13 protein-coding genes are annotated in these 14,748 nt (G+C 74.9%); 4 read left to right on the forward strand and 9 right to left on the reverse strand.

Annotation, left to right across the window (positions count from 1 at the left end; all coding sequences use genetic code 11):
- The first annotated feature begins 16 nt into the window (after positions 1 to 16).
- A complete protein-coding gene (locus QQY24_RS08525) occupies positions 17 to 3,292 on the forward strand; it encodes an AAA family ATPase (RefSeq protein ID WP_301976178.1) in 3,276 nt (1,091 codons plus the stop codon).
- Positions 3,293 to 3,381: 89 nt separating this feature from the next.
- Here QQY24_RS08525 and QQY24_RS08530 read toward each other — a convergent pair whose 3' ends face one another.
- The 9 genes from QQY24_RS08530 to rimP form a co-directional block, all read right to left on the reverse strand.
- Positions 3,382 to 4,329 (reverse strand): bifunctional riboflavin kinase/FAD synthetase, encoded by a 948-nt coding sequence (locus tag QQY24_RS08530; RefSeq protein ID WP_301972063.1) that lies wholly within the window; start codon positions 4,327 to 4,329, stop codon positions 3,382 to 3,384.
- 130 nt (positions 4,330 to 4,459) lie between these two features.
- Positions 4,460 to 4,927, reverse strand: a complete 468-nt coding sequence (locus tag QQY24_RS34725) for a hypothetical protein (RefSeq protein ID WP_367657984.1) — start codon at positions 4,925 to 4,927, stop codon at positions 4,460 to 4,462.
- A 424-nt stretch (positions 4,928 to 5,351) separates the two neighbouring features.
- Entirely contained in the window at positions 5,352 to 6,257 is a 906-nt protein-coding gene (gene truB / locus QQY24_RS08540) for a tRNA pseudouridine(55) synthase TruB (RefSeq protein WP_301972064.1), read from the reverse strand.
- On the reverse strand, positions 6,254 to 6,709 hold the full coding sequence (rbfA, locus tag QQY24_RS08545) for a 30S ribosome-binding factor RbfA (RefSeq protein WP_301972065.1): 456 nt from the start codon (positions 6,707 to 6,709) through the stop codon (positions 6,254 to 6,256). The genes truB and rbfA overlap by 4 nt, the downstream gene beginning before the upstream one ends.
- A 40-nt stretch (positions 6,710 to 6,749) precedes the next feature.
- Positions 6,750 to 7,043 (reverse strand): DUF503 domain-containing protein, encoded by a 294-nt coding sequence (locus tag QQY24_RS08550; protein WP_301972066.1) that lies wholly within the window; start codon positions 7,041 to 7,043, stop codon positions 6,750 to 6,752.
- Positions 7,044 to 7,255: 212 nt separating this feature from the next.
- Entirely contained in the window at positions 7,256 to 10,324 is a 3,069-nt protein-coding gene (gene infB, locus QQY24_RS08555; RefSeq protein WP_301972067.1) for a translation initiation factor IF-2, read from the reverse strand.
- A 163-nt stretch (positions 10,325 to 10,487) separates the two neighbouring features.
- Positions 10,488 to 10,769, reverse strand: coding sequence for a YlxR family protein (locus tag QQY24_RS08560; protein WP_301972068.1), 282 nt, complete (start codon positions 10,767 to 10,769; stop codon positions 10,488 to 10,490).
- 102 nt (positions 10,770 to 10,871) lie between these two features.
- Positions 10,872 to 11,870, reverse strand: coding sequence for a transcription termination factor NusA (gene nusA / locus QQY24_RS08565; RefSeq protein WP_301972069.1), 999 nt, complete (start codon positions 11,868 to 11,870; stop codon positions 10,872 to 10,874).
- A gap of 2 nt (positions 11,871 to 11,872) precedes the next feature.
- The gene (gene rimP / locus QQY24_RS08570) at positions 11,873 to 12,382 is read right to left on the reverse strand and encodes a ribosome maturation factor RimP (RefSeq protein ID WP_301972070.1); all 510 of its coding nucleotides are present in this window, start codon (positions 12,380 to 12,382) and stop codon (positions 11,873 to 11,875) included.
- Between the two features lie 216 nt (positions 12,383 to 12,598).
- Between rimP and QQY24_RS08575 the strand changes: the two genes are divergently transcribed.
- From QQY24_RS08575 to QQY24_RS08585, 3 genes are all read left to right on the forward strand, one after another.
- Complete coding sequence (locus tag QQY24_RS08575; RefSeq protein WP_301972071.1) at positions 12,599 to 13,132, forward strand: hypothetical protein; 534 nt, start codon at positions 12,599 to 12,601, stop codon at positions 13,130 to 13,132.
- A complete protein-coding gene (locus tag QQY24_RS08580) occupies positions 13,129 to 13,632 on the forward strand; it encodes a ferritin-like domain-containing protein (protein ID WP_301972072.1) in 504 nt (167 codons plus the stop codon). The genes QQY24_RS08575 and QQY24_RS08580 overlap by 4 nt, the downstream gene beginning before the upstream one ends.
- Positions 13,633 to 13,724: 92 nt before the next feature.
- Entirely contained in the window at positions 13,725 to 14,633 is a 909-nt protein-coding gene (locus tag QQY24_RS08585; protein WP_301972073.1) for an aminoglycoside phosphotransferase family protein, read from the forward strand.
- The last annotated feature ends 115 nt before the right edge of the window (positions 14,634 to 14,748 follow it).

A 14,748-nucleotide genomic window follows, 5' to 3' on the forward strand; every position in this document is an offset into this window, starting at 1 on the left:
AGGGGATCCGGTCGCGGTGCCGAAGCTGCCGGTCGGGTTCGAGCCGCAGCAGCCGGCGGGCTCCGAGGACTCCCCGCAGCCGGCGGACGCTCCGTCCGCCGCCGCCTCGTCGGAGCCGGAGCCGGACAACGGGGACCTGGAGAGCGGGGCGACCCTGCGGTTCTCCGCCGTCGCCCTGAGGCGTGAGATCGCCGAGATCGCCGAGCGCGTCGCTGCCGGCGAGAAGGCCGCCGAGGCGGCACGCCGGAGCGCCGCGCAGGGTTCCGGACCCGCTGAACGCGCCGGCTCGTCCGACGAGGACACGGGCGACGAGGGGAACGAGGCGGACGAGGACGGCAGGGACGGCAGGGACGGCGGAAACGTCACCGGGGCCGGGAGCGCGGCGGCCGGAGGGACGGAGGCCGGAGGGACGGAGGCCGGGCGGGAGGCGCCGGTGCGGGACGAGTCCGCCCGGGACGGCTCCGCTGCCGTTGACTCCCCCGACGGTGACTCCACCGCGGTCGGCTCCCGGGTGAGTGCCGGGGCGGACAGCCCCGGCGAGGAGATCCCGGACGGGGCTGCCGCGACTGAGGCGGCGGCCGAGGACGCCGGCGGGACCGCCCGGGACGAACCCGCCGTTCGCCCGGAAACTGTCCGGGCCGGAACCGATCAGAGCGGGGGCGGGGACGAGGGCGGGGCCCTTGCCGACGCCCCGGGCCGGGCCGCGGAGGAGAACGGCACCGCCTCCGACGCCGAGCCCGCCGCACCGGACGCACCGGACGCACCGGACGCACCGGATGCGACGGGCACGACGGATGCGGCGGACACGACGGACGGCGCGCCGCAGGGCGACCGGTTCGAGGAGACGGAGCCCGGAGGCAACTCGTCCCAGGACAGCGCCGCCGAAAGCCGCACCCCGGAGGAGGGCGCGTCCGACCACGGTGCGTCCCCGGCGGACGCCCCGCACGGCACGGTTCCGGCCGCCCCCGCCGAGCCGCGGGACGCCGCGCCGGTCGCTCCCCCGGCCCCGCGGGACGCACCGCCCCCCGCTGCGCCCGCTCCTCAGGACGCACCGCCCGCCTGGACTCCGCCGCCCGCACCGCAGAGCGGAGTGCCGCCGCTGCCGCCGGCGTATCAGCCCGCCGCACCCGTCACGGCGGCCCAGTGGCCCGTGCAGCAGCCCGGTCCGGCACCGGACGGGCCGCAGCCCGCGGTCGCGCCGGGTCCCGCGGGCGTGCCCGGGCAGCAGCCGCCGTTCCAGCCGCAGGCGCCGCAGCCCGCGCCCGCCGCGTGGGCACAGCCCGGCACGCGGACGCCCCCCGCCCCCGTGCAGCCCGCACCGCCGCCGGGCCGGCCCCACGCGCCCGGGGGCCCCGGCCCGGCGCCCGGGCAACCCCCCGGCCCCGGACAGGCACAGCCGCACATCCCCGCACAGCAACAGCGGCCCGCTCCCGCCGGCCCCGTCCCGCCGAACGGTCACGGCTTCGCGCAGCCTCCGGCGCCCCAGCCGGCCCCGGCCGGTCCGGACCCGCAGGCCGGCTACGGCTTCCCGCAGCCGCCGACTCCGAACGGCCCCGGCTCCCAGCCGGGTTACGGCTTCCCCCAGCCCGGCGCCCCGACCCCCCCGGCACCACCGGCCGGTTACGGCTTCCCCCAGCCCGGACAGCAGCCCGCGGCCGACACCCCCGGCCCGCAGCCGGGGCAACAGCCGACCCCCAACGGTCCCGGCCCCGCCCCCCAACCGGGTTACGGCTTCCCCCAGCCCGGCGCCCCGACCCCCCCGGCACCACCGGCCGGTTACGGCTTCCCCCAGCCCGGACAGCAGCCTCCGTACCCGCAGGGCCCGGACGCCGGACAGGGACCCCAGGGCCACCAGGCCGGCCAGGTTCCGCAGGGTGTGCAGGGTGATCCGGCCGCACGGGTTCCGCAGGGTCCCGTCGACCCGCGGGCCGGGGCCGCCTGGCCGCAGCCCATGCGGCACGACCAGCGGCAGCCGACCGACCCCGGTGCGGCACCGCTGGGTTACACCGCGGCCGTGGAGCTGTCCTCGGACCGGTTGCTCAACAACAAGCGGCAGAAGGCCAAGAGTGGTCGGCCGGGCGCGGCGGCCTCCCGGTTCAGGCTGGGCGGGAAGAAGGAGGAGGCCGAACGGCAGCGGAAGCTGGAGCTGATCCGCACGCCGGTGCTGTCCTGCTACCGGATCGCGGTCATCAGCCTCAAGGGCGGCGTCGGCAAGACGACCACGACCACCGCCCTCGGCTCCACCCTCGCCTCCGAGCGGCAGGACAAGATCCTCGCCATCGACGCGAACCCGGACGCCGGCACGCTCGGCCGGCGCGTGCGCCGGGAGACCGGGGCGACCATCCGCGACCTGGTCCAGGCGATCCCGTACCTCAACTCGTACATGGACATCCGGCGGTTCACGTCCCAGGCACCCTCCGGACTGGAGATCATCGCCAACGACGTCGACCCGGCCGTGTCCACCACGTTCAACGACGAGGACTACCGGCGCGCGATCGACGTGCTCGGCAAGCAGTACCCGGTCATCCTGACCGACTCGGGCACCGGTCTGCTGTACAGCGCCATGCGGGGGGTGCTCGACCTCGCCGACCAGCTCATCATCATCTCCACCCCGTCGGTGGACGGCGCGAGCAGCGCCAGCACGACGCTGGACTGGCTGTCCGCGCACGGGTACGCCGACCTCGTCTCGCGGTCGATCACCGTCATCTCCGGAGTCCGCGAGACCGGGAAGATGATCAAGGTCGAGGACATCGTGGCGCACTTCGAGACCCGCTGCCGGGGTGTGGTCGTGGTGCCGTTCGACGAGCACCTGGCCGCCGGTGCCGAGGTCGACCTCGACATGATGCGGCCGAAGGTGCGGGAGGCGTACTTCAACCTCGCGGCCATGGTCGCCGAGGACTTCGTACGGCACCAGCAGTCGCACGGGCTGTGGACCAGCGACGGCAACCCGCCGCCGGTGGCCGCACCACCGCTCCCGGGCCAGCCGCTGCCCGGCCAGGCCTTCCCCGGTCAGCCGTACCCTCCGGGTGCGCCGTACGCCCCGGATCAGCCGTACGGTCCGGGTCAGCCGTACGGTCCGGGTCAGCCGTACGCCCCCGCCCAGCAGCCGTACCCGCCGCAGCAGCCCCAGCCCGGGCCGGTGCAGCCGGGACAGCCGTACCCGCAGGCGGCGCCGGGGCAGGCGTACCCGCCGCAGGGCGCGCCCGCCCGGCCCAGTCCGCCCCACCCCGGGTACCCGCAGCCCGGCCGGGCCCAGCCGGAGCCTCCGCAGGGTCCGCCGCCGCAGCAGTAGGCGCGCGGCAGCCGTGCGCGAGGCACGGCACGCGGGGGCGGCCGGTGCTCACCGCACCGGCCGCCCCCGCGTGCCGCGTTCGCGCGCGGTTACGCGTCCGCCGCCACGATCTCCCGGCAGCGCTGCACGTCCCCGGCCATCTGCTCCAGCAGGGCGTCGAGCGACTCGAACCTGGCCTGGCCGCGGACGTACGCCAGGAAGTCGACGGCGACGTGCAGCCCGTACAGGTCGAGGCCCACGCGGTCGATGGCGTACGCCTCCACCGTGCGTTCGGTGCCGTCGAACTGCGGGTTCGTGCCCACGGAGATGGCGGCCGGCATGGCCTCGCCCTGCGTGTGCAGGTAGCCGGCGTAGACGCCGTCGGCGGGGACGGCCGTGTGGGGCAGCGTCTCCACGTTCGCCGTGGGGAAGCCCAGTTCGCGTCCGCGCTGGGCGCCGCGGACGACCACGCCCTCCACCCGGTGCGGCCGGCCCAGGATCTCGCGGGCCCCGGCCACGTCGCCCTCGGCGACCAGGCGCCGGGTCAGGGTGGAGGAGAACGGCAGGCCGCCGCCCGCCTCACCGGAGAGGTACAGGTCCACGACCTCGACCTCGAAGTCGTAGACCTTGCCCTGCTCGGTGAGGAACTCCACGTTGCCGGCGGCCTTGTGGCCGAAACGGAAGTTCGGGCCCTCGACGACCGCCTTGGCGTGCAGCTTGTCGACCAGGACCTTGACCACGAAGTCGGCCGGGGACAGCTTCGAGAACTCGGTGGTGAACGGCAGGACCAGCACCGCGTCCACGCCCAGCCCGCCCATCAGCTCCGCCCGGCGGTGGTGCGCGGCGAGCAGGGGCGGGTGGCTGCCGGGGCGGACGACCTCGCTGGGGTGCGGGTCGAAGGTGACGACGACGGCCGGTACGCCCAGCTGGCGGGCGCGGTCGACGGCGTGCCGGATGATCAGCTGGTGGCCGCGGTGGACGCCGTCGTAGGAACCGATGGTGACGACGCTGCGCCCCCAGTCCTGGGGGATGTCCTCCAAGCCACGCCAGCGTTGCACTGTGACCGCTCCTCGAACCCGTGTCCGTGTCTACCGTTGACTTCTGTGCAGGTCTAAGGGTGCCATGCCGGGCGCTCCCGGCCCGCACCGGCATGGGCGCTGTGATCGGGCGCACGTTCATGGCAGCAGGTCAGACCGGTACGCGCGCGCCTGCCAGGCTCTCGACCACGCGGCGGGTGCCCGGCCCACCGCCCGCGTCCCCGTGCGCCCGCCGGGGCCGCACGCCCGCCCCCCGGCTCCCCCGGGCCCCGGTGACTTTCGCGCCGCTCGCCTCACCGGGTGCCGCGTCCGCCAGGACCAGCCGGTGCAGGAGGGCGAAGCGCTCGAGGGCCGGGAGGGGGAGCGCGGTCCAGGACGCGGGGCCGAACTCCTCGGGAACTGGCCGGTGTTCGCGGTACCAGGCGACGACGCGGTCGGCGAGGAGGCGCGGGGTCCCGGTGTGGGGCGAGGCGTCCGGCACCTGGAGCAGGGTGTGGGCGAGCAGGCGGGCCGCCCACCGGGAAGTGGGGTCGAGGCCGAGGGCGTCCGCCGGTTCCCGCAGGCGGAAGGGGAGCAGGCGCGGGCCCCGCTGGCGGGCGAGGAGCAGCAGGGACTGCACGACCGGGCCGACGCGGTGGTGCGGTACCGGCGGGGGTGGGCGCCGTCGGGTGCGCGGGGCGGGAGAGGGCCCGTGCCGCCCGCCGGCAGGTGCGGCAGGTCCGCCGGGAACCCGGCGCCGGCCTGCTCCCCGTGCTCCTCCCGGCAGGCCACGACCAGTCGCGCTCCGGCCCGGCGCGGCCACTCGGCCGCCCCCCCGGTCCACTCGGCCAGCCGGTGGGCGAGGAGGGGCGGCATCTCCTCGGGGCCGTCCAGGATGAGCAGCAGGGACGGCCGGCCCGGGCGGCGACGCGGGACACGCGTTCGGGGTGAGGTCACCGAGGTCGGCGGGGCACGGCGCGGGAGGCGGCGACGGCAGGACCCGGTCGCCGCTCCGCGGGCGGCCGCCCGCGGGGCGGCGGGTGGCAGGACCCCGTGCGACCGGCTCAGCCGAACACGGCCAGGCTCTTCGCCTTGCCCTTGTGCGCCTCGACGAGCGCCAGGAAGCGCCCCTCGGGGTCGAACACGGCGACGGGGCCGGCGCCCGCGTACTCGTCGGGCATCTCCAGCCGGACGCCGTTGGCGAGCAGCCGGGAGCGCCTGGCGTCGACGTCCCAGCGCGGGAACGCGGCCGTCGCGGCCTCGGCGACCGGCATCACGGCCAGCTCCTCCTGGAGCTGCTCCAGCGTCCTGGCGGAGTCGAGCTTGTACGGCCCGACGCGCGTGCGGCGCAGCGCGGTGAGGTGGCCGCCGACGCCCAGACCGGCGCCCAGGTCCCGGGCGAGGGCGCGGATGTAGGTGCCGGAGGAGCAGACCACCGAGACGATCAGGTCGAGCACCGGGGTGCCGTCGGCGGCGACGGCGTCCCGGACGTCGTAGACCGTGAAGGAGGAGACGGTCACCGGCCGGGCGGGAATCTCGAAGTCCTCGCCCTCGCGGGCCCGCTTGTACGACCGCACGCCGTCGATCTTGATGGCGCTGACCTTGGACGGCACCTGCATGATGTCGCCGGTCAGCTTGGCGATGCCGGTGTCGATGGCGTCCCGGGTCACCCCGGACGCGTCGGCGCGGGAGGTGGTCTCCCCCTCGGCGTCGTCGGTGAGGGTGTTCTGGCCGAGCCGGATGGTGCCCAGGTACTCCTTCTCGGTCAGGGCGAGGTGCCCGAGGAGCTTGGTGGCGCGCTCCACGCCGAGGACCAGGACACCGGTCGCCATCGGGTCGAGGGTGCCGGCGTGGCCGACGCGGCGCGTCCTGGCGATGCCGCGCATCTTGGCGACCACGTCGTGCGAAGTGAAGCCCGACGGCTTGTCGACGATGACGAGGCCGTCGGGCGGGGTGGGCTTGCTGGTCATTCGGCGGTGTCGTCCGTCTCGTCGTCGTCCGCGTCCGGCTTGCGGTACGGGTCGGCGTCGCCTGCGTAGACGGCGCCCGCGGAGGCCTCGCGGACCTTCTCGTCGGACTGCCGCGCCTTGTCGAGGAGGTCCTCGATGGTCCGGGCGGTGTCCGGCAGGGCGTCCGCGACGAAGGTGAGGGTGGGCGTGAACTTCACGCCGGCCGCGCGGCCGACCTCGGAGCGCAGGACGCCCTTGGCGCTCTCCAGTCCCGCCGCCGCGGCCTTGCGCTGCTCGTCGTCGCCGTAGACCGTGTAGAAGACGGTCGCCTCCCGCAGGTCGCCCGTGACCCGGGTGTCCGTGATGGTGACGTGCGAGCCGAGCCGCGGGTCCTTGATCCCGCGCTGCAGCTTCTGGGCCACCACCTCCCGGATGAGGTCCGCCAGCCTTTTCGCCCGCGCGTTGTCGGCCACTGGTCCGTCTCCCGTTCTTTCTTCTTCTTGCGTTCTGTGGTCAGTCGTCGTCGCCGTGGAAGCGCCGCCGTACCGACAGCAGTTCCACCTCGGGGCGGGCGGCGACCAGGCGTTCGCACCGGTCCAGCACGTCGGTGAGGTGCGCCGCGTCGCCGGAGACCACGGCCAGGCCGATGATCGCTCGCCGGTGGAGGTCCACGTGGTCCACCTCGGCGGCGCTCACGGCGTACTTCCGCTGGAGTTCGGCGACGATCGGGCGGACGACGGAGCGCTTCTCCTTCAGCGAGTGGACGTCGCCGAGGAGGAGGTCGAAGGACAGAGTCCCCACGTACATGTGTGCAACCGGTTCACCCGCCGGTACGGGATCGACGGCCCCGGGTCCGTGTGGCCGGGGACATCAAGAACGGTACCCCGTACCCGCCGCCGGCTCGACAGGGTTTCCCGGTCCCCCTCGCCCTCGGCGGGGGGTCGGCCGGCACGGCGGGGAAAGGCGCGCTGGCCGACGGAACCCGTGTTCCGTCGGCCAGCGCCGGTCACCGTCGGCCGTCAGGCCCGCGGCTTCTCCCGCATCTCGTACGTCGCGATGACGTCGTCCACCTTGATGTCGTTGAAGTTTCCGAGGTTGATACCGCCCTCGTAGCCTTCGCGGATCTCGGTGACGTCGTCCTTGAAGCGACGCAGACCCTCGATGTTGAGGTTCTCCGCGATGACCTTGCCGTCGCGGATGAGGCGCGCCTTGGTGTTGCGGCGGACCTCGCCGGAGCGGATGAGGACACCCGCGATGTTGCCGAGCTTGGACGAGCGGAAGACCTCGCGGATCTCCGCGGTGCCGAGCTCGACCTCCTCGTACTCCGGCTTGAGCATGCCCTTCAGGGCCGCCTCGATCTCCTCGATCGCCTGGTAGATGACCGAGTAGTACCGGACGTCCACACCCTCGCGCTCGGCCATCTGCGCCGCGCGGCCGGCCGCGCGGACGTTGAAGCCGATCACGATGGCGTCGGAGCCCATCGCCAGGTCGATGTCGGACTCCGTGACCGCACCGACGCCGCGGTGCAGGACGCGGATGTCGACCTCTTCGCCGACGTCCAGCTGGAGCAGGGAGGACTCCAGCGCCTCGACCGATCCGGACGCGTCGCCCTTGATGATCAGGTTCAGCTGCTGGATCTCGCCGGCCTTCAGCACCTTGTCCAGGTCCTCCAGCGACACGCGGCGCGTGCGCTTGGCGAAGGCCGCGTTGCGCTCGCGGGCGGCGCGCTTCTCCGCGATCTGACGGGCCGTACGGTCCTCGTCGACCACCAGGAAGTTGTCGCCCGCACCCGGGACGTTGGTCAGGCCCAGGACCTGGACCGGCGTCGACGGGCCGGCCTCGGCGACGTTGTTGCCGTTGTCGTCGAGCATGGCGCGGACCCGGCCGTAGGCGTCGCCCACGACCATCGTGTCGCCGACCCGCAGGGTGCCCCGCTGGACGAGGACCGTCGCCACGGCACCACGGCCGCGGTCGAGGCGGGACTCGATCGAGATGCCCTGCGCGTCCTGGCTCGGGTTGGCCCGCAGGTCGAGCGAGGCGTCGGCCGTGAGGATCACGGCCTCCAGCAGCGAGTCGATGTGCAGACCCTGCTTGGCGGAGATGTCGACGAACATGGTGTCGCCGCCGTACTCCTCGGCCACCAGGCCGTACTCGGTCAGCTGACCGCGCACCTTGGTCGGGTCGGCGCCCTCGACGTCGATCTTGTTGACCGCGACGACGATCGGCACGTCGGCCGCCTTGGCGTGGTTGAGCGCCTCGACCGTCTGCGGCATGACGCCGTCGTTGGCCGCGACGACCAGGATCGCGATGTCGGTCGACTTCGCACCGCGGGCACGCATGGCGGTGAACGCCTCGTGACCGGGGGTGTCGATGAAGGTGATCTTGCGCTCTTCGTCGTTGACCTCGGTCGCGACCTGGTAGGCACCGATGTGCTGGGTGATGCCGCCGGCCTCGCCCGCGATGACGTTCGTCTTGCGGATCGCGTCGAGCAGCCGGGTCTTGCCGTGGTCGACGTGACCCATGACGGTGACGACCGGCGGGCGGACCACCAGGTCCTCCTCGTCGCCCTCGTCCTCGCCGAACTCGATGTCGAAGGACTCGAGCAGCTCGCGGTCCTCCTCCTCGGGGCTGACGATCTGAACCGTGTAGTTCATCTCGTCGGCGAGGAGCTGCAGGGTCTCGTCGGAGACGGACTGCGTGGCCGTGACCATCTCGCCGAGGTTCATCATGACCGCGACGAGGGAGGCCGGGTTGGCGTTGATCTTCTCCGCGAAGTCCGTGAGCGACGCGCCGCGGGAGAGACGGATGGTCTCGCCGTTGCCGCGCGGCAGCATCACGCCGCCGACGCTCGGGGCCTGCATGGCCTCGTACTCCTGGCGCCTCTGCCGCTTCGACTTGCGGCCGCGACGCGCGGGACCGCCGGGACGGCCGAAGGCGCCCTGCGTGCCACCGCGGCCACCGGGACCACCGGGACGGCCACCGAAGCCGGGACGGCCGCCGCCGCCACCACCGGGACCGCCCGGACGGCCGGCGAAACCGCCGCCACCGCCACCGGGAGCACCGGGACGACCGGCGAAGCCACCGCCGCCGCCACCACCACCGGGACGACCGGCGAAGCCGCCGCCGCCCGGACGACCGCCGCCGCCACCGGGACGACCGCCGCCACCGGGACCGCGGCCACCGGGGCCACCGCCGGGACGGGGGCCGGCAGCCGGACGCTGCGGCATCATGCCGGGGTTCGGACGCGGACCGGCCGGGCCGGGACGCGGACCGCCCTGCGGGCGGGGCATGCCCGCCGGCGACGGACGGGGACCGCCCGGAGCCTGCGGACGCGGGCCGCCGCCCTGGGCGCCGGGCGCCTGCGGGCGGGGACCGGCGCCGGGGGCACCGGGACCGCCCGGACGCGGGCCGCCCTGCGGGCGCGGGGCCTGCGGACGGGTCATGCCGGTGGAGCCACCGGAGGTGAAGGGGTTGTTGCCCGGGCGCGGACCGGCCGGACGGGCGCCCGAACGCGGGGCCTGGCCGCCGGAACGCTGTCCGCCCTGGCCCGGGCGGGACGCCTGGCCCTGACCGGGGGCCGGACGGCCGCCGGGCTTCGGGGCGCCCGGACGGGCGCCACCGGGACGCGGACCCTGGGCGGCCGGAGCCTGCGGGGTCTGCGGGGTCTGCGCGGCCGGAGCGGCCGGCGGAGCGGTGAACTCCGGGGCGGCCGGGGCCGGGCGCGGCGCGGGCTTCGGGCCCGGACGCGGGCCGGGTGCGGGGGCCGAAGAAGCCGCCGGGGCGGGCTGCTGGGCAGCGGGCGCCGCCGGGGGCCTGGGAGCCGCCGGCCGCGGCGCGGCCGGACGGGCCGCCTGCGCCGGAGAGGGCGCGGGGGCGGGCTTGGGGGCAGCCTTGCGCGGGGCGGGCTTGCCGGCGGACCTGCCGTTGCCACCGCCCTGGAAGGCGTCGGTCAGCTTGCGTACCACCGGCGCTTCGATCGTCGAAGACGCCGAACGGACGAATTCACCGAGTTCCTGGAGCTTGGCCATGACGACCTTGCTCTCGACACCGAACTCCTTGGCGAGTTCGTAGACCCGGACCTTAGCCACTTCGCTCCTTTGAGGTCCGGGTGAAGCCGGACCGTCGCTAGTTCATGGGCGTACTCATCGCGTACTCATCGAGTGCTCATCGCAATCTCGACCTGCTTTCGACTCGCGAGGTACCAGGGCCGCGCGGATGGCTCCGCACGGCACTTCTTACGGTGTTGCCTGCTCAGCAACTGTCTGTCTGCTCGACGTACCGGCGCAACGCCTTTGTGTCGAGCGGTCCCGGGACGCGCAGCGCCCGTGGGAACGCCCGGCGGCGCACCGCCTGGTCGAGACAGACGGGGTCGGGGTGGACGTACGCACCCCGGCCGGGCAGCGTACCGCGAGGATCGGGAACGCACTGTTCCCCATCCGCCACGGCCCGCAGCAGATCGTCCTTGGCCGTTCGCCGCCTGCACCCCACACAGGTGCGTTCAGGGCATGCACGGTCACGCGTCCGGCCAGACACTTCTAAGTCTACCTCCCCGCGCCGGCCTCATCCCTCCCGGGGAGAAGTCGGAGCAGTCATTCGCAGCAGGCTGTCGTGATCTCAGCGCCCTGAGGCCGAGATCTATTCCCCGGCGCGCTCCCCGGCCTGCTCGGTGTCCGGCCGGATGTCGATGCGCCAGCCGGTGAGCCGGGCCGCGAGCCGGGCGTTCTGCCCTTCCTTGCCGATCGCCAGCGACAGCTGGTAGTCCGGCACGGTCACGCGGGCGGAGCGCGCGGCCATGTCCACGACCTCGACCCTGGACACCCGGGCGGGTGACAGCGCGTTCGCCACCATCTCGGCCGGGTCGTCCGACCAGTCGACGATGTCGATCTTCTCACCGTTGAGCTCGCCCATCACGTTGCGGACCCGGCCGCCCATGGGGCCGATGCAGGCGCCCTTGGCGTTCAGGCCCGAACGGGTGGACCGTACGGCGATCTTGGTGCGGTGGCCGGCCTCGCGGGCGATCGCGGCGATCTCGACGGAGCCGTCGGCGATCTCCGGCACCTCCAGGGCGAAGAGCTTCTTCACCAGGCTGGGGTGCGTGCGCGAAAGGGTGACCGACGGGCCGCGGACGCCCTTCGCCACCCGGACGACGTACGACCGCAGCCGCGTGCCGTGCCGGTACGTCTCGCCGGGCACCTGCTCCTGCACCGGCAGGATGGCCTCCAGCTTGCCGATGTCGACGAGCACGTTCTTCGGGTCGCGGCCCTGCTGGACCACTCCGGTGACGATGTCGCCCTCGCGGCCGACGTACTCGCCGAGCGTCGCGTCGTCCTCGGCGTCGCGCAGCCGCTGCAGGATGACCTGCTTGGCGGTGGTGGCGGCGATGCGGCCGAAGCCGGACGGGGTGTCGTCGAACTCGCGGGACTCCTGGCCCTCTTCGAGGTCCTCGGGGTCCTCCTTCGCCCACACGGTCACGTGCCCGGTCTCCCGGTTGAGCTCCACGCGCGCGCGCCGGCGGCTTCCCTCGGTGCGGTGGTAGGCGATGAGGAGGGCCGACTCGATCGCCTCGACCAGCAGGTCGAAGGAGATCTCCTTCTCCCGGACCAGACCCCGCAGGGCGCTCATGTCGATGTCCACGGCTACGCCTCCTCCTCTTCCTTCATGTCCTTCTTGTCCTTGCGGTTGAACTCGACCTGCACGCGAGCCCTGGCGATCTCCGGGAAGCCGAGTCTGCGGGTGGTCGCCCTGCGGCCCTTCACCCCGGGGACCTCGACGTCCAGACCCGCGTCGTCGACCGCCAGGATCCGTGCGACCAGTTCCCCGCCCTCGGCCAGTTGGAACTTCACGAGCCGGTCGGTGGCGCGCACGAAGTGCCGGTGCTCGGTGAGGAGGCGCTCCGCGCCGGGGGTTCCGACCTCCAGGTCGTACGCGTCGTCACCCATCGCGTTGGTCTCGTCGAGCTTCGCCGAGAGCGCGCGGCTCACATCGGCGATCCGGTCCAGGTCCGCTCCGGTGTCGGAGTCGACGACGACGCGCAGCACCCGCTTGCGTCCGACGGAGTCCACGGCGATCTCCTCGAGGTCCAGCCCCTGGGAGGTGACGAGCGGTTCGAGCAGCTCTCGCAGCCTCTCGCTCTGGGTGGTGCTCATCCGGGTGACTCCTCGGCCGCGTGTGCTGTTGTGGGATGGGTCGCGTGTCTGGTCAAAGGGTATCCGGTCGCAAGGGGTGTTGCCGTCCACCCGTGTACGCACGGTGGCGGCGACGGTGCCGGTGAGCGGTGCCGGTCGGGTGCGCGGGTACGGTGATCACGGCGTACCGCCCGTCGCCGGTCTTTCTTTCGTACGAGTGCCCCGAGGACGTCTGCAGTGCCGTACCCCCCGCCGCCGCGCGCCCCCTTGGGGCCGCGCAGAAGATCCCTGCTGGCCTCGGCCGCCGGGGCCGCCCTGCTCGTGGGCTGCTCGGCGGACCCCGACGACGGGGGCAGCGGCGGCGGTCCGTCGGCGTCCGCCCGGGCCCGCGCGCGAGCGGCCCGGGACAGCGCGGAGTTGCTGGCGCGCTACGACGCCGTGCTCGCCGCGCACCCGGTCCTGGCGGAGCGGCTGCGTCCGCTGCGGGCGCAGGTGGCGGCGCACGCGGCGGCGTTCGGCGGCGCCACGGCCGCGCCCTCCCCCACCTCCCCCACCGCGGCCACGGCCGCCGCGCCGTCCGCGCCGTCCGCGGCACCCGTGCCCACCGACGGGAACGACGCCCTCGCCGCGCTGGCCGCCGCCGAGCGGTCCCTCGCCGACCGGCGGGCGAAGGCCCTGCTGGACGCGGAGGGCGAGCTGGCCCGGCTGCTGGCCTCGGTGGCGGCGTCCGGGGCGGCTCACGCGTACCTGCTGGCCGAGGGGGCGAAGTGAGCGACGGGACGGACAACGGGGAGCTGACGGCCCTGCAGGCGGCGCTGGCGGCGGAGCACGCCGCGGTGTACGGCTACGGCGTGGTCGGCGGGCGGATCGGCGGGCCCCGCCGGTCCGAGGCGCGGGCGGCGTACGACGCCCACCGGGCCCGCCGGGACGCGCTGGTGCGCGAGGTGCGCGACCTGGGCGGACGGCCGGTCGCCGCGAGCGCCGCGTACGCGCTGCCGTACCCGGTGCCGGATGCGGCGGCCGCGACGCGGCTGGCCGCGGAACTGGAGGAGCGGGTGGCCGGGGTCTACTCGGACCTGGTGCGGGCGACGACCGGGGCGCGGCGCGGCTTCGCCGCCTCGGCGCTGCGCGAGGCGGCGGTGCGGGCGGTGCGCTGGAGCGGGGAGAGCGTAGCCTTCCCTGGGCTCGCCGAGCGGGCCGGTGAGGCCGCCGGCCGGGCCGGCACGTCCGGGACGACCGCCCCCTCGGGCATCGCGTCCCCGGCGGGCTGACACCGGCGGGGAACGGCACGGCGGCGCCCGTGCGGCGGGCCCGGAAGAGCCGGCGGGACCGGACGGACCAGGAGGAAGGGAGCGGCTCGCGCATGGCTTTCGAACCGCCGAGGCGCCTGTTGCGGGCGCTCGGTGAGACGGCACCGGCCGGGGGCGACTGGCTGGCCGGGCTGCCCGGGACGGCCGAACGGGCGCTCGCCCGGCGCGCGTTGACCGTGGAGCGGGTCCAGGTGCCGGGCGGGCGCAGCAGCCTGGTGGTGCTGGTGCGGCGGGCGGACGGCGCTCCGGCGGTGCTGAAGCTGGCGCCGGCCCGGGCGCGGCCGGAGGCCGAGCGGGCGGCGCTGGCGCACTGGGGCGGCCTGGGCGCCGTCCAGTTGCTGGAGGCGGACGGCCCGGACGCCGCCGAGGGGGTGCTGCTGCTGGAGCGGCTGCACCCGGACGTGTCGGTGCGGTCGCTGCCGGAGGCGAAGGCGCTGCTGGAGGCGGCGGGGACGCTGCGCCGGCTGTGGGTGGAGCCGCCGGGCGACCGGGAGTTCGAGACGGTGGCGGAGCGGACCGGTCGGCAGGCGGCGGCGATGCGGGCGGATGCCGAGGCCTTCGCGGAGGCGGCGGCGCTGGTGGACGCGGCCCTCGCGGCCCGCGCGGAGCTGCTGGCCGCGCCGCCCGAACACCTTCTGCTGCACGGCACGTTCCGGCAGAGCAAGGTGCTGGCCGGGGATCGGATGCCGTGGCTCGCGGTGGGCCCGGACCCGGTGGTCGGCGAGTGCGCGTTCGATCTGGCGCGGCTGGTGCGGGACCGGGTGGAGGACCTGATCGCCACGGCGTCCGGAGCGGCGACCACGCGGCGCCGGATCAAGCGGCTCGCGGAGTCGCTGGAGGTGGACCAGGAGCGGCTGCGGGGCTGGACGTTGTTCCGGGCGGTGGAGTCCGGCGTGCGGGCGCTGCGCGTGGGGCGGCCGGGGGACGCGGAGTTGCTGCTGGAGTTCGCCGGGTGGCTCTAGGCCGGGCCAGGGGCCGGGTTCGGGGGGAGGCAGCAGGGCGTGGTTCGCCGCGGGTGAGCGTGCGGGCCCGGCGCACCGTCCTGCCGCGCCCCTGCGGGCGCGTCCTGCCGGTCCG

Origin of the sequence: Streptomyces sp. TG1A-8, from assembly GCF_030499535.1 — a bacterium.
In the GTDB taxonomy this organism is placed as follows: Bacteria; Actinomycetota; Actinomycetes; order Streptomycetales; family Streptomycetaceae; genus Streptomyces.

Bases quoted from the DNA above. Each gene is read 5' to 3' on its own strand.
- truB (WP_301972064.1), bottom strand. From the start codon at position 6,257: ATGACCAGCAAGCCCACCCCGCCCGACGGCCTCGTCATCGTCGACAAG.
- QQY24_RS08550 (WP_301972066.1), bottom strand. From the start codon at position 7,043: ATGTACGTGGGGACTCTGTCCTTCGACCTCCTCCTCGGCGACGTCCAC.
- QQY24_RS08585 (WP_301972073.1), top strand. From the start codon at position 13,725: ATGGCTTTCGAACCGCCGAGGCGCCTGTTGCGGGCGCTCGGTGAGACG.
- rimP (WP_301972070.1), bottom strand. From the start codon at position 12,382: ATGAGCACCACCCAGAGCGAGAGGCTGCGAGAGCTGCTCGAACCGCTC.